Raw genomic sequence first — 23,645 nt, forward strand, 5'->3', positions numbered from 1 at the left:
CCCAACACCGGATGAAACAGCCGACCGCAGCCTGACTTTGATCTTGAGGTTGACACAAGGGGTGTCATGACTTCTCACCTCCACGGGGCGGGGCTTTCGGTACGGATCTCGGCGGTGTCGGTGGCGTGGTCGGCGCCCGGAACGTCACCGGCGGCACGGACGGCGTGCGTGGGCGGGCGTCTCCGATGCGCGGCTCCGGGTGCGCGGTCCGGAACACCGGTGCAGCGGGTGGCACGGCCGCTGGTTTGACCGGCTGGGACACGTGGGGCGGTTCCGGCGTCGGCGGCTGGAACCGCAAGTGCGGCGGAACCGCGGCCACCGCCACCGGTCGAGCCGGGGGCGCGGCACCACCGGCGCGGCGCGGTGCACCGGGAGCTTGGAACCGGGGCGCCGTCGCGGCCTGCCTGCGCCGCCCGGCGGGTGGCGGGACCGCCGTAGCGGGCTTGGATGCGGAACTGAATTCGGGCATGACGGGTCCTTGGGTGGCCGGGGTGACAGCCGGGTCGTGGGTGGTCTCCTGCGGACCGGGTTGCAGAAACTCCGGTCGCTGCGACGGCGGGCGCGGCTGCTGGGCAGCACGGGCGCGGTCGGCGTCGTAGGCCGCCTGCAACCGCTTGTTGACCGCCTCCGGTGTCGGCGCGATCCGCGGCTGAGCGGGCCACGGCGGATCGGCGGCAGCACCGCCGCGGCCCCCGCCGCCCTTGCTGCCTTTTCCGCCACCCGCGACCGCGCCGGCTTTGCCCAGTCCGCCGGACTTCCCGGCGACCATCCCGAACGTCTTCGCCGCGATGTACGCCTTCGCGAGCCCGCCGAGGAAGGACCGGCCGTTGCCGATCTTGGTGGCCGAGAGGGCCCAGAACGGGATCTTGAACAGGATGTAGAACAGCGCGATCGCGGCGATGAGCATGCCGAGCGCGGACAGCGTCGAGCCGAACAGATGCACTCCGCCGGCCAGGAATGTCCGCACGGCGGTGATCAGCACCAGCGACTGGGCAACCTGGATCGCCAGCGTCGCCCCGAGCGCCTTCCACCACCACCGGGCGATGCCATCGGTGTGGGGCAGGCAGTGACACATCAGAAACAGCGGCCCGGTGACGATCAGGATCAACGTGATGACCACGCGGACGACGTAGACGATCAGCAGGGCGATCCCGACAACCACGAGCACCAGCGCCAGCAGGATCATGAAGAACCCGCCGGAGACCGCGCCCTCGACCGCGTCCTTGAGGGTCGACCCGAGCGACGGCGGATTCACCCCGTCGCCGAGCACGGCGGCGGACAGCGCGTTGGCCAGCCGGATGAACTTCTCCGCGAAGAACAACGACAGCGCGGAGGCGAGGAATCCGATCGGAATCCGCGGGCCGATCTCCTTGATCGAGTACCGGCTCTGCACCGTCTCGTGGGACATCACCACGATCCCGGCGACGAGGATCAGCATCCCGTAGCAGGCCAGCACAATCTGCCACGAGTTGTTCCACAGCTCGCCGATACCGGGAAGCTGATCCAGCGTCGGCGTGGTCAGCGCGGTGTGGCCGAGTAACTCCAGGATCGGCGACAGCGCGGCATTGACCAGATCCTTGAACACCCCGTTGATCGCCTTGGCGATGCAGCCGGTGATGTTGGTCAGTCCGCAGTCCGGATCGCCGTTTCCCGTGCTGGGGCCACCCGGCTGCGGACTCGTGCTCGGTGTCGGGGTGGGCTGCGGGATGCAGTCTTCACCCGTGCACGGCGGGTTCGCAGTCGTGCTCGGCGCGGTGGTCGGGCCACCGGGTGTGCACCCGATCTGGCCGGGGAAGCAACTTGTCGGCGGCGGCAGGGCGGTGATCGGCGGCAGCGGCGTCGCCGGGATCGACGGGCGCGGCGTGCCGGTCGGAAAGTGACACGTCGGGTCCGGCGAGTTCGGCGCACACGTGTCGCTGGGGTTGGGCGGCAGCGGCAACGGTGGTGGCGGTTGCTGCGCCGCGGGCTGCGCCAGCGCCGCCTGCTGCGTGCCTGGCTGCCGGGGTGCACCGGGCGAGGCCCACGCACTGACAGCCAGCGCACCGCCGAGCACCACGGTCAGCCCCAGAGCCAGCAGCCAGACCAGCCGCCGCCGGGAACCACGTCCGGTGCGCTGCGGGGTCGGCGGGGCGAGCAGGACCCGCTCCCGGCGCACCGTCTCCGCCGGGCGTGCGCCGGTGCCGGGCTCGCCGCGATCGGGCTCGGGCACGCGGGGGTTTCGGGTCGCGGTCATAGCCTCAGGCCCCGACAATCCCGCGCAGGATTTCCACCACGAGCGGCGCCAGCGCCGCCAACCCGTAGCCCCAGCCCGCCGACTTGAACGACTGCTTGGCCTTCTCGACTTCGCCGGGGTCGCCCCCGGCCATCAGGTACCGGACGCCGCCGATGGTGAGGAACACCGTCGCCAGCCCGGCGAGGATGCCGACCAGCCAGTTGCGGATGTTGTCGAAGACCTGCCCGACGCTGCTCGCGATCGCGAGCACCTGTGTCGAGGCCTGCGCCGCATCCGCGGTGAGCGAGCTGAGCAGGACCGCGCCGAGTACCGCGAAGGCAACCGAGCGCGTCACCGCGCGGCGCACTGGGCGCGACCGAGAGGTCCGATGACGTGGACGTGCGGCATCCGCGTGTGCTGTCGGTCGTGAATGGCCGGCGACGCCCGTGAGGGGCCGGTTCTGATCGGATGCGCTCGACGCGAGGGAGCGCGGCGGCGCGGTGGTGTGCTGGGTTTGGGGATGGGGTGTCACGCGCATCGGCGCACCTCCGAAGTCGGCTCGTGCTCGGCGGTACGCGGAGAGCTGGGTGGGGTCTCCCCGCACCCCAAGAAGCCGGATTTCGGGTCGTTTTTCGACACCGCCCGTGACGATTTTTTGGAAGCGGTCGGCCAGCCGTTGCGCAGACGGCCGCTCACAGCGCGTGATAACGACGGGTTTTCCTCGGCGGGAGCATCCGGCGAGTCGGCGACCAGAGCGGCAACCGCTGCGTCGGCGACGGGGTCTTCGGAGTCGGTGTCGGCGAGCTGATCGCGCAGCCAGGTGACGAGTCGGTCTTCGGCTCGATCACGCGCCTTGAACGCGGTCTTGAGCGCGGCGCCGTGGGCTTGCGCCCAGTCGGTCACCGAGGTTTCGCCGAGCCGGGTAGCCGAGATCAGGTCCGCTTCGGCGGGGGTGAGAATCTGCTCACCGACCGCCCGCGCGAGCACCAAGTCGGGGTGCCCGTACGGCGGGCGCGGCGCTGCGGAGTGATAGCCCGAGCCAGCCGGCAGTGGGGCGTCCAGGGACGCTTCCAGTGCCGCTTGCCCGGCACGGCGAGCGGCGAAGTGCAGCCTGGCGATGATGCCGGGATCGGTGAGATCCACCGTCGCCAATGCTTGGACGAATCCGGCGAGTACGGCCGCGTGGACATCTGCGCGATCGAGCGGATACCGCGCCGCCAGCCACCGGGAACTCGAGGCCAGCGACGGCAGTGCCATCCCGACGCACGCGACTGTCCACGCGCCCCCGTGAGCGCGGGAACGCAGCACCAAATGCGCCCACACGTCGTCCTGGGTGCGATGCGGGCACTGCTTGCTCATCACCCGGTCCCGCAGCTCGTCCAGCGGCACCGGCCGCCGCGGCAATCCGACGAACCGGGCCCCGTCCACGGCCATCGGCTTCGGCCCGGTGACCAGCCACCCGAAGGCGTCGCGCGCGGTGTCCAGCGGCAACCATTCGTGCCCCTCGTGATCGGGCCGGATAGGTGCGGACACAATCTCGTCGTTCGTCATTGATGTGCTCCTGACTGGAGTTGGCGAATCAGCTCCGTCAGGACGCCAGGGCGGCGACAAGAAAAGGACAAGAAAAGAACAAGGATGATCTTCTTAGTAGGTGGATGCGGCTACTAAAGCCGCCACCTTGAAGGATTCAGAAACCCCTGCTCGGGACAGCCTGCTCCGGCGGCATCCAGGATCGCCTTAATAGCGTGTGAACTGGTCTTTTAAGTGCTTCTTTAGTAAGCAGTCGGCGGTCCGCCGTGGTGGGCTAGTGGCGACTCCGGCCGAGCGCTTTTGATTCGGGTCAGAAATTCTTCTTGACCGTGCCCGGGTTATTCGACAGCAAGTCAATCCGCACGGTGTCGTGCTCGAATACTTCCGGACGCTGGGAAAGTTTCGACACATTCGGGCTCGCGTCTAGATGCGTGGGGCGCCGGGCTTCGGGAGTTCGAAAAAAACTTGGGTGAGCGGTGTCGAAAAACGGCCTCAAAACCGGCTTCTTGGGGTGACTTGGCAGACCACGCCGATCACACCGCGAGGAAGGCCACCGATGACCTCAACACCGCATCCCGAGCCCGGACGCCGTCACCGCCGCTTGCCGCATCGCGACACGGCGAGCCTCCGCCGTGGCCGGCACCGTGCGCCACGGACCACACCTGCTACCGCAGCTGCCCGGCGTCCACGTCCGGCGACGTTCTGGTCGTTCGCCGACGCGGAGATGCTGCCCGGTACCGCACTGCTTCCCGGCTGGCTCGGACGCACGATCGTCACCCTCGTGACGACCTACACGCGCCCCGGCGACCGCGTCCTTCTGCTCACCCCGCCGCCATCCCCGCGCGCTTTTCAGCACGCGGCCGGCAACGCCCGCAGCGCCGAGGCGTACGCCGGTCTCGCCGAGGCAGTCTGGACCGTAGCCCGGCTCGGTCGTGGCGCTGACACCGCGACCACGGCACCCACCTCCGACGACCCGGCCGAGCACACCGACTCCTCCCGCCGTGCCGGAGCCGAGTCGGGGTCGCGACCCCGACTCGGTCGGCTCGGGCTGCACCCGGTGCCCGAACCGCACCCCGACTCCGCGCGCCCTCGGCATCGAGACGGAGACGGACCGCGCGGTGGCTTCGACCTGATCATCACCGCGCTTGATCCGCACGCCACCGACTGGCTCGCACGCACCGACTGGGACGCCCTGCTCACCCCGCGCGGCCTCCTCGCAACAGTCACACACAGTGATAGCCGCGATGGTTGGCTGCGCGATCCGCGCGCGACTTTGCTGAACACACTGGGTAGTCGTGGGATGCGGTGTCTCGATCACATCGCCGTGCTCACCGCGCCCGTACCGGACACGCCGAACTGCCTCACAGCCGCCGACCGGATGCGCACCGCAGTACCTGCGCCGGACTTCTCGCCGCGCGCGGTCGACGCCACAGCGCCACCGCTGCGCACGGTGCACCACGACCTCGTTCTGCTCGGGCGGATGGCTCCGGACGCGACGGACGACGGTGCCCTCGACGAGAAGGAGACCTCGGATGTCTAAGCGCACCGGCACGCAGCTCACCCGCCCGGCGGGGGAGCGGTCCGAAGGCCCCGTTGTGTCGTCGCTGTGGCCGACCGGGACCGACAGCCTGACGGCCCAGCTGACCGAGGGCGGATACCACGACGCCACCGGCGCCGACCCCGCCCTGATGGCCCCGGCGATCGCCCGCTACGCCATCGCGGCGCTGACCCGGCCCGGTGATGTCGTGCTCGATCCCGACTGCGGAGCGGGCACCACGATCGTCGAAGCGCTGCGGGCCGGACGGCACGCGATCGGCTTGACCGGACAGCGCCGGTGGTGGCGCTTGGCCCGCGCCAATGTGACCGCCACGAAGGCGCGCGGGGTGTTCGTCGACGGCATGGTCCTCATCCTCGACCGACGCCCCGGAACGGCCGTCGCCGCGGCCACGGCCGGACTGACCGGGCGGATCGATCTCCTCCTGACGACCCTGCGCCCCGGGCCGGCTGGCGACCTCGATGGTGCCCTGGAGCGGTTGCACGGGCTGCTTGCGCAATACCGGCCGCCGCTGCGTCCTGGCGGGCACGTGGTCATCACCAGCGCCCCGCAGCGCCACCCCGTGCGCCACGACCTGCTCGACGTTCCCAGCCGGATCGCGGCGGTCGCCACCGCGGCCGGGCTGGCACCGGTCGCGCGGTGTGTGGCGCTGACCGCCACGGTGCGACGAGGCCGCACCTACACCCGCGCGTCGCTGGCGCAGCGCCGCGCCGCCGCCCGAGCCGAACGGGCTCTCGGGCATCCGGTCGCGCTGCCCGCGCACCACACCGCGCTGGTGCTCCGGGCTGATCCCGACGCCGCCGATCCGGCCCTGAACCAGCCCCTCCCGGCGCTGCACGCACCGCCGCGACCGCACCGCCCCGGGCGCGGGACACGGCCCGATTCGGCCGCGGCCTGAGTGCGCGCCGCTTCACCGAGCAGCCGTCGGCGCCTTGCCCGCGGCGCAGCGACGTTGAGCCGACGTCCCGCGGCTCGCGACCTCACACCCACCTTGCCGAAGGAGCGAATCTCATGGACCTCAGTCCGCAACCGGGTCGCCGCCCGCGTCGGGTTTCACCCCGTATCAATCCTCTGTTCTATCCGTTCGTCAGCTATCGCACGCGCAGGCCTGAGTCACCCACCGGATGGAGGCGGCTGCGCGAAGCCCTCACCGGATACCCGCTGGCTCCGTATGACGACGATGACCGGCGCGAGTCTGCCGATCTGGGCGTCTACCTGTATCAGGTGGAGCTTGCCCGGCGGTCGCGGTTGACGCTGTGGCGGCGCACCCGCGATGGCTGGTGGTTGGGGCCCGCACCGTACGGCTACGCCCTGGAACATCACTGGGTGGAGCCGGAGTCCGCTCGTGCGGGGTGGCGGCACCGGCTGGTCGTCGACGCGCTGCGCGCGCCGGTCGTGCCGCTGATCTTCGCCTGGTCTCGGTACGAGAACCTCAGCGACCGCGCCATCACCCGGCGCCTGACCGACCAGCAGCATCCCCGCCCGGTCGATCCCGTGTCCGGCCGGGCACGCGAGTGGAACCGCGCGGTAGTGCGCACCATCCTGGCCAACCCCGTCTACCTCGGCTACGTCGTGCGTGATCGCACGCTGCGCGGAGTGGACCAGCCGCCGGAAAACTGGACGTGGTCACGGCAGCGCAGCCACCGGGCGCTGGTCGAACCTGCCCTGTTCTGGACGGTCCACAACCGCCGAGCCCGCTGGGTCTCGTCGACCCCGGACGCCGACACCACCGGACTCGCCGACCAGGGCAGGGAGGCGGCGTGACCCAGCATCCGACGAGCACCGTCCACTACCGCGACGAGATGGTCACGCTCTACACCGGCGACGCCACCGCCACCCTCGCCGGCCTGGCGGAGAAGTCGGTGGACTGCGTGGTCACCAGCCCGCCGTACTGGGGGCTGCGCGACTACGGGACCGGAACCTGGGTCGGCGGTGACCCCGGCTGCGCGCACCTGGCCGCGACCGGACGCGGCGGCAACATTCCCCAGTCCAAACACCCCGGTCTTGCCTATCCCGCGTCCGCGGCGCATCGCGGTGGCGTGCCGCAGCGCTGCCGCCGGTGCGGCGCCCGCCGCGAGGACAATCAGCACGGCCTGGAGGCGACCCCGCAGGACTACGTCGACCGGCTGCGGGAGGTCTTCGTGCAATTGCACCGTGTCCTGGCCGACACCGGCACGGTGTGGTTGAACCTGGGCGATTCGTACTCCGCCGAACCGCCCGGCCGCACCGGGGACGCGATGCGGGCCAGCACCTTGTCCGGCCGTGGTGCGGCGGCGCCGTTGCGGGAATCGCTGCGCCAGGCCGGGGTGGCGCGCACACGGAGCCTGCCGCGGAAGAACCTGGTTGGCATGCCGTGGCGGGTCGCGTTCGCGTTGCAGGCCGACGGCTGGATTCTGCGTAACGCGATCGTGTGGCACAAACCCAACGCCATGCCCGAATCCGTGCGCGACCGGGTCTCCAACCGGTACGAGATGCTGTTCCTGCTGACCAAACAGCAGAAGTATTTCTTCGACCTCGACCCGATCCGCGAACCACTCACCCGTCCCGAGGCGGTCGGGGAGGGCATCGTGATCGGCGGTGCGAACAAGGGCCGTCACGGCGGGGTCGATGCGACCGCGCGCCGCCGCGGGCGCAGCGTGTACGGCAAATACCGGGATGCCGATCCGTTCACCGGGAAAGCACCGGGGGACGCGATGCGCCCGACCGGGGCGCGGCACACCGCCGCGCACGCTCGGGGCAAGAATCCCGGCGACGTCTGGTCGATCACCACCCGCCCCTTGCGCGAGGCGCACTTCGCCGCGTTCCCGGTCGACATCCCGCTGCGCTGCATCGCCGCCGGATGCCCCGACGGCGGGGTGGTGCTCGACCCGTTCAGCGGCGCCGCCACCACCGGCCTGGCCGCGCGCCAGCTCGGCCGCTCCTACCTCGGCATCGACCTCAACTCGGAGTTTCACGACATCGGCCTGCGCCGCCTCGGCCTGTCCGCACAGGACACCGGGAGGGCCGCGTGACCACCTTCGCTGCACACTCCCGTGAGGACAACGCCGTCACGCTGGTGACCGCCGACGCGGAAGCCGGAATCCGAAACCTGCCCGAAGATTCGGTGGACTGTCTGGTCACCAGCCCGCCCTACTGGCGGCTGCGCGACTACGCCCCCGACACCTGGACCGGCGGCCGGCCCGGCTGCCGCCACCGCCCCGCCAGCCTCCGCGAAGCGGGTACCGGGCGGTGGCGATGCCGAGACTGCGGGGCCCGGCGCGAGCATCCGCAGATCGGGCTGGAACCGACCGCGGACGACTACATCGAGACTCTGCGCGCGACGTTCTCTGTGGCCCGGCGGGTGCTCACCCCGCGGGCCACGGTGTGGGTCAACCTGGGTGACAGCTACTCCACCAACTCGGACGGCTACTGGTGCGCGGCGCCCGGCCAGGCCGGGCAGCCGCACTACCGGCCACGAGCGGACGTGCCGCACAAGAACCTGCTCGGCATGCCGTGGCGGCTGGCCTTCGCCCTGCAGGACGACGGGTGGATCTTGCGGTCGGCGATCGTCTGGCACAAGCCCCACGCCACGCCCACCCCGATCTCCGATCGGCTCACGACCCGGCACGAGATGCTCTTCCTGTTCGTCACGCAGCCGGACTACTACTTCGACCTCGATGCGATCCGGCAGCCCTACACCGGCGACCGGGCCCTGTCCCGCCGCGCCCACTACGGCGGCACCAAGCCGAACACCGCACGCGGAACCTGGCCCCGCACACCCGCCGACGGGCAGCGTGGCCGCAACCCCGGCAACGTGTGGACCATCCCGCCCGACCGCACCCGCGCCAGGCATCCCGCGCCATCGCCAGTGGAGATCCCGCGCCGGTGCATCGCGGCCGGATGCCCGCCCGGGGGCCACGTCCTCGACCCATTCAGCGGCAGCGGGACCACCGGCGTCGCCGCCCGCGCGCTCGGCCGGCGTTTCACCGGCATCGACACCAAGGCCACCTACCACGACCTCGCACTCCGGCGCATCACTGCGGCCGGCCCGGACGCAGGAGGGCCGCGATGACCGACGACGACATCGCCTTCGTCAAACCGGAGATCGTTCACGGCGACGCCCGTGACCTTCCAGTCCCGGACGCCAGCGTCGATCTGGTGATCACCAGCCCGCCCTACTTCGGGCTGCGGACCTACCGCGATGGCGACACCGCCTACCGCGGACAGCTCGGTGCCGAAGACACCCCGGGCGCCTATCTCGAGAACCTGATCGCCTGCACCCGCGAGATGATCCGCGTCCTCAAACCGTCCGGGTCAATCTTCATCAACCTCGGTGACAAGTACTCCAGCCACAACAACGGCAAAGGCCGCTCCCTGAACGGAACCCGCGGTGCCGGGCAGGTCCCGGACGGCGGCGACCCACACAACCGCAGCGTTCCGGCGAAGTCGCTGATCGGGCTGCCGTGGCGCTACGCCCTGCGCTGCGTCGACGAACTCGGTTTGATCTTGCGCGCCGAGATCATCTGGTCCAAACCACACGGACTGCCCGAGTCCGTGCGCGACCGGGTCCGCCGCAGCCACGAAACCTGGTTCCACTTCACGCTCAACCCGCGCTACTACAACGCCATCGACACCATCAGGCTCCCGCACTCCGCGTCGAGTCTCGCTCGTGTGGCGCCGCATCGATCCGATCCTGGCCGCGCGGCACGCGATGGCCGGTACTACCCGGGTGCGGAACAGCAGACCCTGAAACGACGGCAGATGTTGCACCCGCACGGCCGCCTGCCCGGATCGGTATGGGAGATCGCACCTCAACCACTGCGGGTGCCTCCGCACCTGGGTATCGCGCACTTCGCGTCGTTTCCGGTGGAATGGCCTCGGCGACTCGTCCTCGGGTGGTCGCCGCAGAGCGTGTGCACCGCCTGCGGGCAGGGCCGCCGCCGCGTCCCGGTCGCCTTCGGCCTGGACACCTCCCGGCCACAGACGCGGCGGGCGCTGGAACTGGTGCGCGAGCACGGCCTGACCGAGGCCCACCTGGCCGCGCTGCGAGCCGCGGGACTCAACGACACGCCTCGCGCCCTCGACACCCAGGGCCGTCCGGCCGTGCACGAGCATCCCGATGGGCAGCTCGTCGCCGAGGCGCGGGCCGCGCTGGGCGGCTACGCCCGCGAGTTCCTGCTATCGCGGGCCACCGAGTTCGCCGACGCCTGCGACTGCGCCGACACGAGCGCGGCCAGCGTTCCCGGTGTGGTGCTCGATCCCTTTGGTGGCACCGGAACCACCGCCTTGGCTGCCGCCGTGCACGGCCGGCGCGCCATCTCGCTGGATGCCAGTCGCGACTACTGCCGCCTCGCCACCTGGCGCGTCCACGACCCCCGCCAGCAAGCACGAGCCCGCGGCACCCACCAGGCCCCGGAACCGGTTCCGCGCGCCGCGTGACACCCGCGCCGGTGTGACGTGGACGACAGGCGGGGCCCACTCGTTCGGGGCCTCCGTTTCTCGCTGATCGACGCTACGATCCCAGGCCCGCACCACCCAGCTGGACGCTCTGACCAGCTGGTTCGCGCTGAACGACAGGTGCTTGCACGTGGCGCGGGACGAGGAGACCAGGAGGCACGATTCCCATGTCCGCCCCAGCAGCGACTACGGCCACCGACGGGATCACCGCCGCGCCCGAGCCGATCAGGGCGGTGTTCTACGGACGCAAGAACAGGACCGACGCGATCGCCCTGCGCCTCCTACGCCAGCAGTACTCGCTGTGCGAGCGGGTGTTCCGTCCTCGCGTGGTGATCACCCACTGCTTCTACGACCTGCCCGCCGACGTGGACTCGGCGACGCTGCACGATGCGGGACTGCCCCGACGCGAAGGCGGGTGGCGCGAGCTGGCCGCGTCTCTGTCCGTACCTGAACCGGGCTACGACCTGATCGTCTCCGAGAAGGCGGAGCGGCTATCGCGCGATCCGTTCGAGATTCTGGATCGCGAACGCCTCGCCGCGCAGCACTGCGTCCCGATCGCCTACGCGACCGAGCCCTGGAACCCGGTCTTGGAGATGCTGCCGCAGGCGCGTGCACTCACCGCGTTCCTCCGCCGCCGCGTCCTGGGCGCCAGCTATTTCACGATCGGAAACCTCTACATGAGCGGACAAGGGGTGTGAGCGTTGGCAGGCGAATACGAACGCCGCGACGACGCCACCGGACGTCTGGCTCCTGACGAACCACCGGAACTGGTCGCCGAAATCCGCACTGTGGAAGGAATCGAGGCTCAGCGACTGGCCGCGGAACAAGCACGAGTGTTGTGGGAGGTGACACAATGGCAGGCCCGGAACAGGTCCGCGCGTGGGCTGGACGACGCAGCGTAGGACGCGCGCGAAGCCCCTACAGCGCAGCGGCAGCGGGCGGCGAGCCGATCGTCGCCGCACAGCCCACTCTGCTGCGGTTCGCGTGGCTGGGCCGAGTGTCCACTCGCGACATGCAAGACCCCACATTGTCTTTGCCGCGTCAGCTCGGTTCATCGCAGCGCGCGCTGCCCGAGGACGGACTGATCGTCGCGCACTTCTACGACGTCGAATCCGGGCGCATGGACCTCGACGCCCGCGGCGGTGGGCACGCGCATGAACAGTTCGACATTCCGATCACGCGTGACGGCGGCATCCAAGACCTGCTCGCCGAGGCCGAACGTCCCGATCGGCGATTCGACTACGTCATCTGCGAGTCCATCGAACGGACCGCCCGGCACATGTACTACGGCACCACCATCGAGCACCGCCTGGAGCGCGCCGGGGTGCGTCTGCTCGCGGCCGATGAGCCCTTCCAATTGGCCACAGTGGACGGTCGCAAGCCGAAGGTCGCCACCTCATTGCTGACCCGCCGGGTCAAGCAGAGCATTTCCGAGTTCTACGTCGTCGACATGCTGGAGAAGTCCTGGGACGGCTTCGCGATCCACACCGAGGCGGGATACAACGTCGGGAAACCCTGCTACGGCTACCGCGCCCGCCACGTCCCGCACCCGGTCCCCGCCAAGCGCGCCAAGGGCGTCAAAAAGACGTTCCTCGACCTCGACCCCGCGCAGGCACCCGCCGTCCGCATGGCCTACCACTGGCGCATCACCGAACGCCTCGGCTACCAGGCCATCGCGGACCGGCTCAACCTCGATCCCGCGACCTATCCACCGCCGGTACCCGTCGACCCGAAGCGCTCCGTCGGCCGCTGGACCTATTCGAACGTGCGCGACATCCTCACCAACCCCAAGTACACCGGGCACATGGTCTGGAACCGCAAGGGCCGCAAGTCCCGCGGCAACCGCGCCAACCCCATCGAGGAATGGATCTGGTCCGCGCAACCCGTTCACGAACCGCTCGTCAGTTTGGAGGACTGGCTCAAAGCCCAGGACATCAGCGGACACCGCTTCGGCTCACGCAGCACCAGCAACACCAACGTCAAGCATCCCCAGACCAAACGCTCGTACCTGCTGCGCACCTACCTGTTCCACGGTGACTGCGGCCGGCGCATGAACGGCAAGACCCGCCGTGGCCACGCCTACTACGTGTGCGAACCGAAGAAGGGATACGTCCCCGACGGCCATCCCACCGCTGGGAGCTTCTGGATTCGCGAAGACGCGATCGTCGACAAACTCAACGAGTTCCTCTCCACCCACATCTTCGGCACGTACCGCCGCAACCTGCTCGACAGCACGGTCCGAGATCTCGGCGCAGCCGCCCAACGGGAACGAGAACAACGCCTCGCCGCCCTGCGACGCGAGATCGACGACACCACCCGAATGATCAAGAACCTCGTCCGCAACTTCTCCCGTATCGACACACCGACCGAGGACTTCGTGCGCGACATCAACGAGGAACGCGCCGAACTTCACCAGCGCAAGACCCAACTTGAAGCCCAGCTCGCCGAAGCCGAGGAGGCCAACCAGCAGGCACCCAATCCCGACCTGCTCGACACCTTGCCCATGGGCGAGGTCCGGATCGAAGAACTACCCGAAGACACCGCGCGGCGACTGTTCGAAGCCCTCCGACTCGAACTCCGTTACCACAAGGACACCAACCAGATCAAGTGCACGGTCACCCTGGCCGGAACGACACTGCCAGCCACCCGTCAGGCCGCTGACGAGGCCGTCATCCTGCCGTTCGACCGAGAGCGGCGACTCAACCAGCGCAAACACGACAACGAGAACAAGGAGGGTGCCATGGCTAGCACCTCTCCCGTTCCCATCCTTGGAGTGCCCCCGGCAGGACTCGAACCTGCGACCTAGAGATTAGAAGGCTCTTGCTCTATCCAGCTGAGCTACGAGGGCCCATGGTGACAACCGAAGGCCATGCCACTCAGCCGCCAGCTTAGTCACCACTGATTACTTGATCGCCGGACACCGGCGAATCGTTTCACCCGTCACCCGGCCTGGTGAGCGAGCTCGCCGTTGTTGGACGATCACGTGTTCAGCCGCTGGTCTGCCAGGTGGCCACGGGTGCGCTGCCCGTGGATCGACAGCGCACCCGCGGCGGGCCGCGCTCGGGGACACGGCCCCCCGGGACACCCCGTCCACGCGTTCCCCTGGCGTGCCGGTGTGGGTGCCCAGCTCGGGCGGCCGCGTTTTTCGGCGGCCGCTGTGCGGGTTCAGTTCCAGATCTGAATCGCCCTCACGACATAGGGCGCCTGCGGGACGAACGTGCCCGGCCCTGGATAGGTACTGAAATCCCCTTCGGTCGCGCAGTGCCGATCCTGATAGACGGTGACCTGACGCTCGAGCCGGTTGGCGAACGAGCGGGCGTCGACGCCCTCCGGCAGCGGCACGCACTCCTCCGGGTTGGTGCCGCGCAGGTCGAACCGGGTGATCTGGCCGCCGTAGAACTCGCCCGTCCAGGCACAGAACTCTCCCGGCTCACAAGCGAATCCGGGCGGGGACGGCGGCTGCCCGCCGACGTCGGCCTGCGCGACACCGGCCGCGCACAGCATTCCCAGCGTGGCCAGCAGAAGGGCCTTCGGGACGCGCCTGCTCAGTACGGAAAAGCGTCGAGACATTTCGTGAATCCCCCTGTGTTCGGGCGAAATCGCCGTGGAATGTGCTGAGCTCCACGATGCCGAAGGCCGGAGGGAATGTCAGCGGGCAATTTCGGTTCTGTGGACAACTGCCCCTTTCCCGCCCGTCGGAGTAGGAGTTGTCCACACTTTCCGGAAAGCCCTTGTGGGAAGGTGCCGGTGCTGCTACGCGGGGCGGGGTCCGGTGGAGTCGCGCACGACCAGCTCCACCGGCAGGGTGACCGGGGGAGGTGCCTTACGCCCCGCGAGCAGCCGCAACGCGAGCTCACCGGCGAGCCTGCCCTTGCGCTGCAGGTCCTGCCGCACGGTCGTCAGCGCGGGCTCGGCCCACGCGGCCGGCGGGGCGTCGTCGAATCCCACCACCGACAGCTCACCCGGCACCCTCAGCCCGCGCTGCCGGGCCGCGGCCAGCGCGCCCAGGGCCAGCTCGTCCGACATGCACAAGAGTGCGGTCGGCCGCGGGTCGCCGTCGAGCAGCTCGCCGGCCGCTTGTCTCGCCTGTTCACGCGAGGTCCCCGACGTTTCCCACACGGGCACGCCGGTGACACCGGCCGTCGCGAGGGTGTCCACATATCCCGCCAGACGCTCCCGGTTGTCCCGGAACATGCTCTTCGCCGCCTCTTCCGCGGTCATCGGCCCGCCACGGGGTTCCGAGAGGCACTGAGCGGAGAGGATGCCGAATCGCCGGTGCCCCAGGTCGAGCAGATGCCGCGCCGCGGCGATGGCGCCACCGCGGTCGTCCGTGCTGACCCTCGCCGCGCCGGACACGTACGGCTGGTCGATCACCACGAGCGGCAGACCCCGGTCTCGCACGGCGCGCAGTGCCGGTGCGCCGTCCGCCAGCGAGTACGCCACGGCCAGGTCGGCCTGGGCGTTCAGCACCCGGTCGGCGGGCGGGCCGCCGTGGTCCCCGCCGGGCAGCAGGAGCAGCGCGTGCCCCTCGCGGTCGACCTCGGCGGCGAGTGCGTCGAGCGTGATCGACAGCGCCGGGTCGGAGAAGGCCGCCGACACGCCCGTGTCGAGCATGAAGGCGATGGCGCCGACGCGACGGGTCGCGAGGCTGCGCGCCACCGGGTCGGGCCCCGCGTAGCCGAGCCGCTTCGCCGTCCGCAGGACCTCCTCGCGCAACGCAGCCGAGAGCTGGTCGGGGCGGTTGAAGGCGTTCGAGACCGTCGTGCGGGAGACACCCACCTCGTCCGCGACGTCGTCGAGTGTCGGTTGCCTTCGCCGCGTGCTGGCCACCCGCGCAGTCTAATCGGTAGTCCCCCTTGCGCTCTCTGAAGCGCTTAAGACATTCTGAGGCAAGGATTCTCGAGGAAGGAGCCGGCGGCGTGCGGCGGTTCGCGGTGATCATGGTCTTCGCCTTCAACGGTGCGACGCTCGGTTCATGGGCCCCGCGAACACCCGCATTGAGCGACCAGATCGGGATCGGCCCGGGTCCGTTCGGGCTCGCGCTCCTCGCGGCCAGCGTCGGCATGCTCATCGCGGCGAGCGTGTCGGGCCGCATCGTCGAGCGCGTCGGCGCTCGGGCGGTCATCGTGGCTTCGGCGATCGCCGTGTGCCTCGTCCTTCCGCTGGTCGGTTCCGCGCAGTCCGTGCTGTGGCTCGCACTCGCCCTGTTCGGTCTCGGCGCGTCCTCGGGCGTGCTGGACGTGTCCATGAACATCGCGGGCGTCGCGGTGGAACGCGCGGAAGGCAAGCCGATCATGCCGTTGTTCCACGCCGGATTCAGCTTCGGCGCGCTCGCAGGTTCCGGCGGCGCGGCGCTGGCCGCGAGCGCAGGCTGGTCGCCGTTGCGGCATCTCGTCGTGGCGGTGCTGGTGGGCGCGGTCATGCTCGCCGCCGTCGTGCGGGTCCTACCAGGTGTCGCGCCCAGGACCGAGCAAGCGAGCGGCTCGCCGGCCGCGGCGACCCCGCTCGTCCGGCGGCCCGCGCTGTGGCTGCTCGCGGCGATCGCGCTGTGCTCGGCTATCGCGGAGGGCGCCAGCTCCGACTGGTCCGCTCTGCTGTTGGTGAACGAACAGGGCGCGAGCGAGGGTGCGGCCGCGCTCGCCTACGCCGGCTTCTCCCTCGCGATGGCCTTCGCGCGGCTCGCTGGATCCTGGACACAGGCGCGATTCGGTTCGGCGAAGGTGCTCGTCTCCGGTGCCGCGTGTGCGGGCACGGGCCTCGTCGCCGCCGCCGTCGCCGGGATGCCCGCCGTCAGCTACGTCGGCTTCCTGCTGGCCGGGGCGGGGCTCGCGGCGTGTTTCCCCATCGCGCTGGGCCTCGCGGGCGAAGCCGGCAAGCGGTCCGACGACAGTGGCGGCGAGCGTGAGGTGGCGTTCGTCACCGCGATCGCCTACACGGGCTTTCTCGCCGGCCCGCCGGTGATCGGGGGCATCGCGCAGCTGACGTCGCTGTCGGCGTCGTTCGTCGTCGTCGGCCTGGTCGCGGCCGTGATCGCACCGGCCGCCGTCGCCGCCACCCGGTTCGTCGCGAAGGAGCGTGCGAGCCGCGCCTCATCGCACGCGGTCCGCTGAATCGTGTCCACCCACGTCGTCCTACCCTCGTAGCGTGTCCACCGAAGCCGACCCTGCCCAGGACGCCCCCACCCGACGCCGGGCAGGCATGGCTCCACTGCTCGCGATCGGAGCGCTGCTCGCGGTCATCGTCGCCGTGGGGCTCGTCGCGCTCACCGGAGGCGCCGGCGCCGTGGTCGCCGGCCTTACCGATCCCGGCATCGTCACGCGCTACGGCATCACCGTGGTGCGGGTCGGAGCCGACGCCGCGGCGGCCATCTGCATCGGCTCGCTGCTGCTCGCGGCATTCCTCGTGCCACCGCAGAAGTCGGGAACGCTCGCCGCGGACGGCTACGCAGCTGTGCGCACGGCCGGGATCGCGGCGTGGGTGTGGTTCGTCTTCGCGATCGCTTCGGTGCTCTTCAGCGCGGCCGACGGCGCCGGACGCCCGTTCACGGAGGTGCTCCGGCCGGAGGTCCTGCTCAACTTCATCGATGCCATCGAGCAGCCGAAGGCGTGGCTCTGGACGGCGCTCATCGCCCTGCTGCTCGCGCTCGGCTGCCGGCTCGTGCTGTCGTGGGGCTGGACCACGGCGCTGTTCTTCCTGTCGGTCGGGGGCCTGCTCCCTGTCGCGGTGACCGGTCACTCGGCCAGCGGCGGCTCGCACGACCTGGCGACCAACAGCCTGCTCTACCACCTCGTCGGCGCGGCGTTGTGGGTCGGCGGGCTCATCGCGCTGCTCGCGCACGCCAGGCGGCGGGGTGCGCACCTGTCGCTCGCGGCGTCGCGATTCTCCAAGATCGCACTGGTCAGCTGGGTCGTCATGGCCGCGTCCGGCGTCATCAACGCGCTCGTGCGCGTGAGCCCCGGTCAGCTGCTGACCACCGACTACGGCCTGCTGGTGCTCGGCAAGATCGTGGCCCTGCTCGTGCTCGGTGTGTTCGGTCACCAGCAGCGACAGCGCAGCGTGCGTGACCTCAACGACGGCGCGGGCGGTGGACAGCTCGTGCGGCTCGCCGCGGTCGAGGTGCTCGTCATGGCCGTCACGATCGGCCTCGCGACCGCGCTGTCCCGGACCCCTCCGCCCCAGGAGATCCTCGCCCAGCCCTCGACAGTCGAGTTGCTCCTCGGCTACGTCCTGAACGGAGAGCCGACCGCGTGGCGACTGCTCACGGACTGGCGCTTCGACCTCATCTACGGCACGGCGGCGATCGTGCTGGCCGTGCTCTACCTCGCCGGTGCGCGCCGGCTGCGCAAGCGTGGCGACGCGTGGCCGGTCGGGCGCACGGTGGCCTGGGTGGCAGGGTGCGTACTGCTGCTGATCGCCACCTCATCGGGCATCGGCCGGTACGCGCCGGCGATGTTCAGCATGCACATGGTCAACCACATGCTGCTGTCGATGGCGATTCCGGTGCTGTTCGTCCTCGGTGGCCCGGTCACCCTGGCGCTGCGGGCACTGCCCACCGCGGGCCGTAGCGCGCCCCCGGGGCCGCGCGAGTGGCTGCTGGCCTTCGTGCACTCGCCGGTGGCGCGCGTGCTGACCCACCCGATCGTTGCGTTGCTGCTGTTCGTCGGCTCCTTCTACGGGCTGTACTACTCCGGGTTGTTCGACGCCGCGCTGAACCACCACTGGGCGCACCTGGCGATGAACGCCCACTTCCTGCTGGCCGGTTACGTCTTCTACTGGCCGGTGATCGGTGTGGACCCGGCGCCGCGCAGGCTGCCACCGCTGGGCCGGCTCGGGATGGTCTTCGCGTCGATGCCGTTCCACGCCTTCTTCGGTGTGACGCTGATGAACATGCAGACCGTGATCGGCGAGGACTTCTACCGGTCTCTTGATCTGCCGTGGGTGAGCAACCTGCTGACCGACCAGCGGCTCGGCGGCGGCATCGCGTGGGCGTCCGGGGAACTGCCCGTGCTGCTGGTGATGGTGGCGCTGCTCATCCAGTGGGCGAGGGCCGACGAGCGGGAGGCGCGCCGCCGTGACCGCCGCGAGGAGGCGACGGGGGAGCAGGACCTGGCCTCGTACAACGCCATGCTCAAGCAGCTTGCCGAGCAGGGCGAGCCGAGGAAGTAGCCCGTAGCAGAGGGCACTGACGATTTCTCGCGCTCCGCCGCGAGTTGTTCGACTCGCTCGAAGTTGTCCACAGATTCAGTTCGTGTCCGTTCTCGGTCCGTTCGCGGGGGCAGCCTGGAAGCCGGAAGAACGACCACGGCGAAGGTGAGGGCAATGGCCATCGGCGAGACCCTGCTGACGATCGTCGGCAACGTGTGCAGCGAGCTGTCCCGGCGCAAGCTCGCGAACGGCGACGAGGTGCTCAGCTTCTGGCTGCGAAGCAACGAACGGCGTTACGACAAGGAGTCCGGGCAGTGGCGGGACGGCCGGGGGATGGCCGTGCGGGTCACGTGCTGGCGGCGCATGGCCGGCACGGTCGGCGCGTCACTGTCGAAGGGCGATCCGGTGATCGTCAGCGGGCGGCTGTACGCGGCCGAGTTCGAGAGCGGAGGACAGCAGCGCTCCATTCCCGAGCTCGAGGCGCTGGCGATCGGACCCAACCTGTCGTGGTGTACCGCGACCGTGCGACGCCTTGGACGCAACGGTGACCCACCCGCACCGGCGGCGCTGAGCGAGGAGGCGGTGGACCGCGAACGAGAACGAATACCGGCGGCGTGAGCTACTCAGGGTGGCACTGCGCTGGGTAGAGGGGGCATCACCCTGCGAGAAAACGCTCTACGGTCGGTGCCGGGACGGTGACCGGCGTCAGGGAGCCGACGGGCTCGCTCTACGATCGCAGCATGGCCGAGTTCATCTACACCATGAAGAAGGTGCGCAAGACCGTCGGGGACAAGGTCATCCTCGACGACGTCAGCACCGCGTTCTACCCCGGCGCGAAGATCGGCGTGGTGGGTCCGAACGGTGCTGGCAAGTCCACCGTGCTGAGGATCATGGCGGGGCTCGACCAACCGAGCAACGGTGAGGCCTTCCTCCAGCCCGGCGCGAGCGTCGGCATCCTCCTCCAGGAGCCGCCGCTCAACGAGGAGAAGACGGTCAGGGGCAACGTCGAGGAGGGCCTCGGCGAGATCAAGGTGAAGCTCGACCGCTTCAACGAGATCGCCGAGCAGATGGCCACCGACTACAGCGACGCCCTCATGGAGGAGATGGGCAAGCTGCAGGAGGAACTCGACCACGCCGACGCCTGGGAGCTCGACTCGCAGCTGGAACAGGCGATGGACGCCCTGCGCTGCCCGCCCGGCGACGAGCCGGTGACCCACCTTTCCGGTGGTGAGCGCCGCCGGGTCGCGCTGTGCAAGCTGCTGCTGTCGAAGCCCGACCTGTTGCTGCTCGACGAGCCCACCAACCACCTGGACGCGGAGAGCGTGCTCTGGCTGGAGCAGTTCCTGGCGACCTACCCGGGCGCCGTGCTGGCGGTCACGCACGACAGGTACTTCCTGGACAACGTCGCCCAGTGGATCATGGAGCTCGACCGGGGCCGTGTCGTCGGTTACGAGGGCAACTACTCGACCTACCTGGAGAAGAAGCGCGAACGGCTGGAGGTGCAGGGCAAAAAGGACGCGAAGCTCGCGAAGCGCCTGCAGACCGAGCTGGAGTGGGTGCGGTCCAACGCGAAGGCCAGGCAGACCAAGTCGCGGTCCCGTCTCGAGCGGTACGAGCAGATGGCCGCCGAGGCCGAGAAGACCCGGAAGCTGGACTTCGAGGAGATCCAGATCCCGCCGGGTCCCCGGCTCGGCAGCGTGGTGGTCGAGGTCCAGGGTCTGAAGAAGGGTTTCGACGACCGGCTGCTGATCGACGACCTGTCGTTCACGTTGCCGCGCAACGGCATCGTGGGCGTGATCGGACCGAACGGTGTCGGTAAGACCACGCTGTTCAAGACGATCGTCGGCCTGGAGGAGCCTGACGCGGGCAGCGTGAAGATCGGCGAGACCGTCAAGCTGTCCTATGTGGACCAGCAGCGGGCCGGCATCGATCCGGACAAGACGGTGTGGCAGGTCGTCTCCGACGGGCTGGACTACATCCACGTCGGCCAGACGGAGATGCCGTCGCGGGCTTACGTCAGCGCGTTCGGCTTCAAGGGCCCGGACCAGCAGAAGCCGGCCGGGGTGCTCTCCGGCGGTGAACGCAACAGGCTCAACCTCGCGATGACGTTGAAGCAGGGTGGGAACCTGATCCTGCTCGACGAGCCGACCAACGACCTGGACGTCGAGACGCTGGGCTCGCTGGAGAACGCGCTGGAGCAGTTCCCCGGCTGTGCGGTGGTCATCTCCCACGACCGGTGGTTCCTGGACCGCGTGGCGACCCACATCCTCGCGTGGGAGGGCGACGACACCAATCCGGCCAAGTGGTTCTGGTTCGAGGGGAACTTCGAGGGCTACGAGAAGAACAAGGTCGAGCGCATGGGCGCGGAAGCCGCCCGGCCGCACCGGGTGACACACCGGAAGCTCACCCGCGACTGACCGAGGCACTTCTGCTGGAATGTGAATAGCCCTCACAGAGCGGAGTCCCCGTGGTAGCCATCACGCACGCAGGCCGAACCGTGACGAACGGCCGTTCTCCCGTTGTTCGCAGTGGTGCGGATGGGGCGAACGGGCCCGTGGAGCGGCTCGTCGAGCAGGCGACGGCGCTCGAGCTGCGCGCACCCGAGCTGGCGCTCGTCCTCGGCGAGCGGGCCGCCTCGCTCGCCGAGGCCGCCGGCTTCAACGAGCTGTGGGTGCGTGCCGAGAGCGTCGTCGTGCACGCTCGCGTGCAGCTGGGGCACCGCGCGTCCACCGTGGGCAGAGCGGTGGCAGCGCTGCGGGCCGCGGAGGACGCGGGGCTGCCGGTGGTGGCCGCGCAGCTGCGCACGGACCTCGCCGTGTGCTCGCGCAGCGTGGGGGCACCGTTGACGGGGCTGGCCGCGTTGCGGCCCGTGCTCACCGTGAGCGGCCTGTCGGCTACGCAGCGGGCGGCGGCCCTGTGCCACCTCGTCGGCTGCCTCGGCACGCTGGGCCGCAAGGCCGAGCTCGACCGGGTGCTCATGGAGGGCGACCGGCTCGTCACGGGCGACACCGGCCTGGGCGCCGACGACAAACTGCTCGCGCGGGCGCTGATCCGGGTCGCCGTGTCGGCGCACCGGCGCCGCCATGGCGACGTGGTCGGCGCGGCCGACGCGGCGCGTACCGGGCTCGGTTTCCTCGATCACCTGGAGGACAAGGGCACCGACGGCGGGCTCGCGCGTGTGCGGTTGACGTTGGAGCTGGTCTGCGCGCTGCTCGACCGAGGTGAGGGCGAGCTGGCGCTGGAGGCGGCTCAGCCGCTGCTGGCCGAGCCGGAACGGGCGGCGAGCGTCGCTCCCACCGGCTGGCTCCGGCTGGCGCTCGCCACGCGCGTGCTGGCGAACAACGGCTCCGCCGACGCGGCGGGCCGGATGCTGCGCGACGCGCTGCACAGCGTCGGCAGGCACGAGCTGCACGCGCTGGCGTCGCGGCTCTGGCTGGAGCTCGCGAACATCGAGGAGCGGATCGGCGAGCCGTCGGAGGCCATCGCCTGCCTGCACAACGCCCGCTCCTCCGAACATTTGCACGCGCGTGCGCGCAGCCAGGCGCGCGCGTTGTTGACCGGGGAGTTCGGCTCGGGGGAACAGGCGCCCGTCGACCTCGCCGACGTGGTGGCCACGGCCGCCGAGGTCACCCCACCCGCCGTCACGCGCAGGCCGGAGCCGGAAGCGGCTCCCGAGCCAGCGGCGACGTCCGCATCCGCCGCGACGGCGGCCGGCCCGATGACTACGGCCACGGCTGCGGCCGGTCAGGCGACTGCGCCAGCGAGTGCGGAGGGCGCGGCGTCGGCATCGGCGACGCCGCCCGCCTCGTCCGTCACCGAGACCCCCTCGCCGGCGTCCGCCGGAGCAACTGGCGCGTGGGCCGCAGCCGAGCCCGAACCGTTCAACCCGGGCGCGGCCGGTTCCGCGGTGGCGAGCAAGCACTCGGCCGAACCGGCCTCCACTCCGGCTCGCTCCACGCGGCCGAAGGTCGTGTTGCCGATGCTGCGCCTCGCCCCGGAGCTGGAACGGGAGGAGACCACACCGACCGGCGATGTGAACACGGTCGAGACCCTCGCACCCGAACCCGCCGTCGCCGAGGAGGCGCAGGCGACCGCCCCCGAGCCCACCCCAGAACCAGCGCCCAAGCCGGAGTGGCAGGAGGCCGTCGCGCGGCCCGAACCGGAGCCGGTGAGCAGGCCACGGGAACATCAGGCGTCCGGGCGCAGCACACGGCACGATTCCGAGCACGGTTCGGTCGCCGCGCGCTCGGTGCTCGACCGGCTCGGCATCTCGCCGGGCGCGGGCGGCGGCAGGCGCCGCGCCGCGCACTCCGACGAGCGTGAACAGCGGTCGGTGCGGTCCACGGTGGAGTCACCGGCGGCGAGCAGGCCCGAACCGCCTGCGGAGAAGCCCCCACCGGTGGAGAAGCCGTCCAGCGAGGACGCCGCCGAGACCGGCTCGGCGCCGTCGGACGGCTACGGCTGGCTGCCCCGGTTGAGGCTGCCGCCGTCGCTGGCGCCCCTCGACGAGCTGGGGCCCGATTTCGGTTCTGACACCGGCTCGTCCGTCGCGGCGGAGCCGAGTTCCCCCGGCTCCGGTCTCCCGCTCGACGAGCCGCCGCCCGACGCCGGGCTCGCGGAGCTGCTCGCGCGGGCGCTCGCCGAGCACCGGGCGGGCACGTCGAGCGCGGCCGCCCTGGTCAAGCAGCTCGGAACGGACGACGACGTGCGGGACGGGTCGCGCCGGGTCAACGGCGGGCCCCACCACGACTTCTGACGCCGGAACCG

General features: G+C 70.3%; 18 protein-coding genes and 1 tRNA gene. 13 read left to right on the plus strand and 6 right to left on the minus strand.

From position 1 onward, the window contains the following. Positions 1-64: 64 nt before the first annotated feature. From FCN18_RS23375 to FCN18_RS23385, 3 genes are all read right to left on the minus strand, one after another. Entirely contained in the window at positions 65-2,233 is a 2,169-nt protein-coding gene (locus FCN18_RS23375) for a hypothetical protein (RefSeq protein WP_137096097.1), read from the minus strand. 4 nt (positions 2,234-2,237) lie between these two features. Then, a complete protein-coding gene (locus tag FCN18_RS40255; protein ID WP_043832176.1) occupies positions 2,238-2,567 on the minus strand; it encodes a pilin in 330 nt (109 codons plus the stop codon). Positions 2,568-2,740: 173 nt separating this feature from the next. Next, positions 2,741-3,763: a hypothetical protein gene (locus FCN18_RS23385; protein WP_110344145.1), complete on the minus strand. Its 1,023-nt coding sequence runs from the start codon at positions 3,761-3,763 to the stop codon at positions 2,741-2,743. 535 nt (positions 3,764-4,298) lie between these two features. Here FCN18_RS23385 and FCN18_RS23390 point away from each other — a divergent pair. The 8 genes from FCN18_RS23390 (at position 4,299) to FCN18_RS23425 (ending at position 13,539) form a co-directional block, all read left to right on the plus strand. Next, positions 4,299-5,282, plus strand: coding sequence for a hypothetical protein (locus tag FCN18_RS23390; RefSeq protein ID WP_137096098.1), 984 nt, complete (start codon positions 4,299-4,301; stop codon positions 5,280-5,282). Continuing rightward, positions 5,275-6,195 (plus strand): DNA methyltransferase, encoded by a 921-nt coding sequence (locus FCN18_RS23395; RefSeq protein ID WP_110344147.1) that lies wholly within the window; start codon positions 5,275-5,277, stop codon positions 6,193-6,195. Before FCN18_RS23390 ends, FCN18_RS23395 begins: the two co-directional genes overlap by 8 nt. 113 nt (positions 6,196-6,308) lie before the next feature. Beyond that, the gene (locus FCN18_RS23400) at positions 6,309-7,061 is read left to right on the plus strand and encodes a recombinase family protein (protein WP_110344148.1); all 753 of its coding nucleotides are present in this window, start codon (positions 6,309-6,311) and stop codon (positions 7,059-7,061) included. Further along, a complete protein-coding gene (locus tag FCN18_RS23405) occupies positions 7,058-8,308 on the plus strand; it encodes a DNA-methyltransferase (protein WP_206077974.1) in 1,251 nt (416 codons plus the stop codon). Before FCN18_RS23400 ends, FCN18_RS23405 begins: the two co-directional genes overlap by 4 nt. Further along, positions 8,305-9,348 carry a DNA-methyltransferase gene (locus FCN18_RS23410; protein WP_110344149.1) on the plus strand — a complete coding sequence of 348 codons (1,044 nt, stop codon included), beginning with the start codon at positions 8,305-8,307 and terminating at the stop codon, positions 9,346-9,348. Before FCN18_RS23405 ends, FCN18_RS23410 begins: the two co-directional genes overlap by 4 nt. After that, positions 9,345-10,715 carry a DNA-methyltransferase gene (locus tag FCN18_RS40260; protein ID WP_110344150.1) on the plus strand — a complete coding sequence of 457 codons (1,371 nt, stop codon included), beginning with the start codon at positions 9,345-9,347 and terminating at the stop codon, positions 10,713-10,715. The genes FCN18_RS23410 and FCN18_RS40260 overlap by 4 nt, the downstream gene beginning before the upstream one ends. Before the next feature lie 185 nt (positions 10,716-10,900). Beyond that, positions 10,901-11,431, plus strand: a complete 531-nt coding sequence (locus tag FCN18_RS23420) for a hypothetical protein (RefSeq protein WP_110344151.1) — start codon at positions 10,901-10,903, stop codon at positions 11,429-11,431. A 155-nt stretch (positions 11,432-11,586) separates the two neighbouring features. Then, positions 11,587-13,539, plus strand: a complete 1,953-nt coding sequence (locus FCN18_RS23425; RefSeq protein WP_112275351.1) for a recombinase family protein — start codon at positions 11,587-11,589, stop codon at positions 13,537-13,539. On the opposite strand, the gene FCN18_RS23430 is transcribed toward FCN18_RS23425, so the two are convergent. The 3 genes from FCN18_RS23430 to FCN18_RS23440 form a co-directional block, all read right to left on the minus strand. After that, positions 13,508-13,581: transfer RNA gene (locus FCN18_RS23430), tRNA-Arg, on the minus strand. The two genes, FCN18_RS23425 and FCN18_RS23430, sit on opposite strands and share 32 nt — an antisense overlap. Positions 13,582-13,898: 317 nt before the next feature. Next, positions 13,899-14,303, minus strand: coding sequence for a peptidase inhibitor family I36 protein (locus tag FCN18_RS23435; RefSeq protein ID WP_137096099.1), 405 nt, complete (start codon positions 14,301-14,303; stop codon positions 13,899-13,901). A gap of 183 nt (positions 14,304-14,486) precedes the next feature. Next, the gene (locus tag FCN18_RS23440) at positions 14,487-15,563 is read right to left on the minus strand and encodes a LacI family DNA-binding transcriptional regulator (protein ID WP_137096100.1); all 1,077 of its coding nucleotides are present in this window, start codon (positions 15,561-15,563) and stop codon (positions 14,487-14,489) included. 110 nt (positions 15,564-15,673) lie between these two features. Here FCN18_RS23440 and FCN18_RS23445 point away from each other — a divergent pair, with 110 nt between their 5' ends. The 5 genes from FCN18_RS23445 (at position 15,674) to FCN18_RS23465 (ending at position 23,634) form a co-directional block, all read left to right on the plus strand. Then, positions 15,674-16,843, plus strand: a complete 1,170-nt coding sequence (locus FCN18_RS23445; protein ID WP_113643434.1) for an MFS transporter — start codon at positions 15,674-15,676, stop codon at positions 16,841-16,843. A gap of 88 nt (positions 16,844-16,931) precedes the next feature. Next, the gene (locus FCN18_RS23450) at positions 16,932-18,899 is read left to right on the plus strand and encodes a cytochrome c oxidase assembly protein (RefSeq protein WP_112275356.1); all 1,968 of its coding nucleotides are present in this window, start codon (positions 16,932-16,934) and stop codon (positions 18,897-18,899) included. Positions 18,900-19,052: 153 nt separating this feature from the next. Continuing rightward, positions 19,053-19,496 carry a single-stranded DNA-binding protein gene (locus tag FCN18_RS23455; RefSeq protein WP_112275358.1) on the plus strand — a complete coding sequence of 148 codons (444 nt, stop codon included), beginning with the start codon at positions 19,053-19,055 and terminating at the stop codon, positions 19,494-19,496. 122 nt (positions 19,497-19,618) lie between these two features. Next, complete coding sequence (ettA, locus tag FCN18_RS23460) at positions 19,619-21,295, plus strand: energy-dependent translational throttle protein EttA (RefSeq protein ID WP_112275786.1); 1,677 nt, start codon at positions 19,619-19,621, stop codon at positions 21,293-21,295. Between the two features lie 137 nt (positions 21,296-21,432). After that, a complete protein-coding gene (locus tag FCN18_RS23465) occupies positions 21,433-23,634 on the plus strand; it encodes a hypothetical protein (RefSeq protein ID WP_228714098.1) in 2,202 nt (733 codons plus the stop codon). Positions 23,635-23,645: the final 11 nt, after the last annotated feature.

The organism is Prauserella endophytica (genome assembly GCF_005146945.1).
GTDB lineage: Bacteria > Actinomycetota > Actinomycetes > Mycobacteriales > Pseudonocardiaceae > Prauserella_A > Prauserella_A endophytica.